Source organism: Paracoccus sp. Z118, from assembly GCF_019061185.1.
Taxonomy (GTDB): domain Bacteria; phylum Pseudomonadota; class Alphaproteobacteria; order Rhodobacterales; family Rhodobacteraceae; genus Paracoccus.
On sequence record NZ_JAHQZU010000139.1, the window covers coordinates 1 to 396 of the forward strand.

Below are 396 nucleotides of genomic sequence, written 5' to 3' on the forward strand. Positions count from 1 at the left end.
CCCCGCATAGGGTTCGTCGAGGATCAGCAGCCGGGGCCGCATCGCAAGCACCGCCATCATGCAGACGAGGTGCTTCTGCCCCTGCGAAAGCGTCGCGACGATGGCGTCCTTCCAGTGCAGCTTGTCGAACGAAGCCAGCACGGCTTCGGTGCGCTCGGCCGCCTGCGCCTTGCCCATGCCCTGCTGGCGCAGCCCGAAGGCGATTTCCTCGCCGACGGGGGGAAAGATGATCTGGTGCTCCGGGTTCTGGAACAGGATGCCGACGGTGCCGAGCGCCGCACGGCGGTCGCGGAACACATCAACGCCGCCGACCCGGACCTGCCCGGCGCTCGGCTTCACCAGCCCCGCCAGCACCCGCGCGAGCGTGCTCTTGCCCGACCCGTTGCGCCCGACCAC

Annotated in this window: 1 protein-coding gene; it reads right to left on the reverse strand. The window is 69.7% G+C overall.

Annotated elements, in window-relative coordinates; translation table 11 throughout:
• Positions 1-396: energy-coupling factor ABC transporter ATP-binding protein (locus KTN05_RS17895; RefSeq protein ID WP_217330703.1), on the reverse strand; the 396-nt coding region annotated here is incomplete at both ends.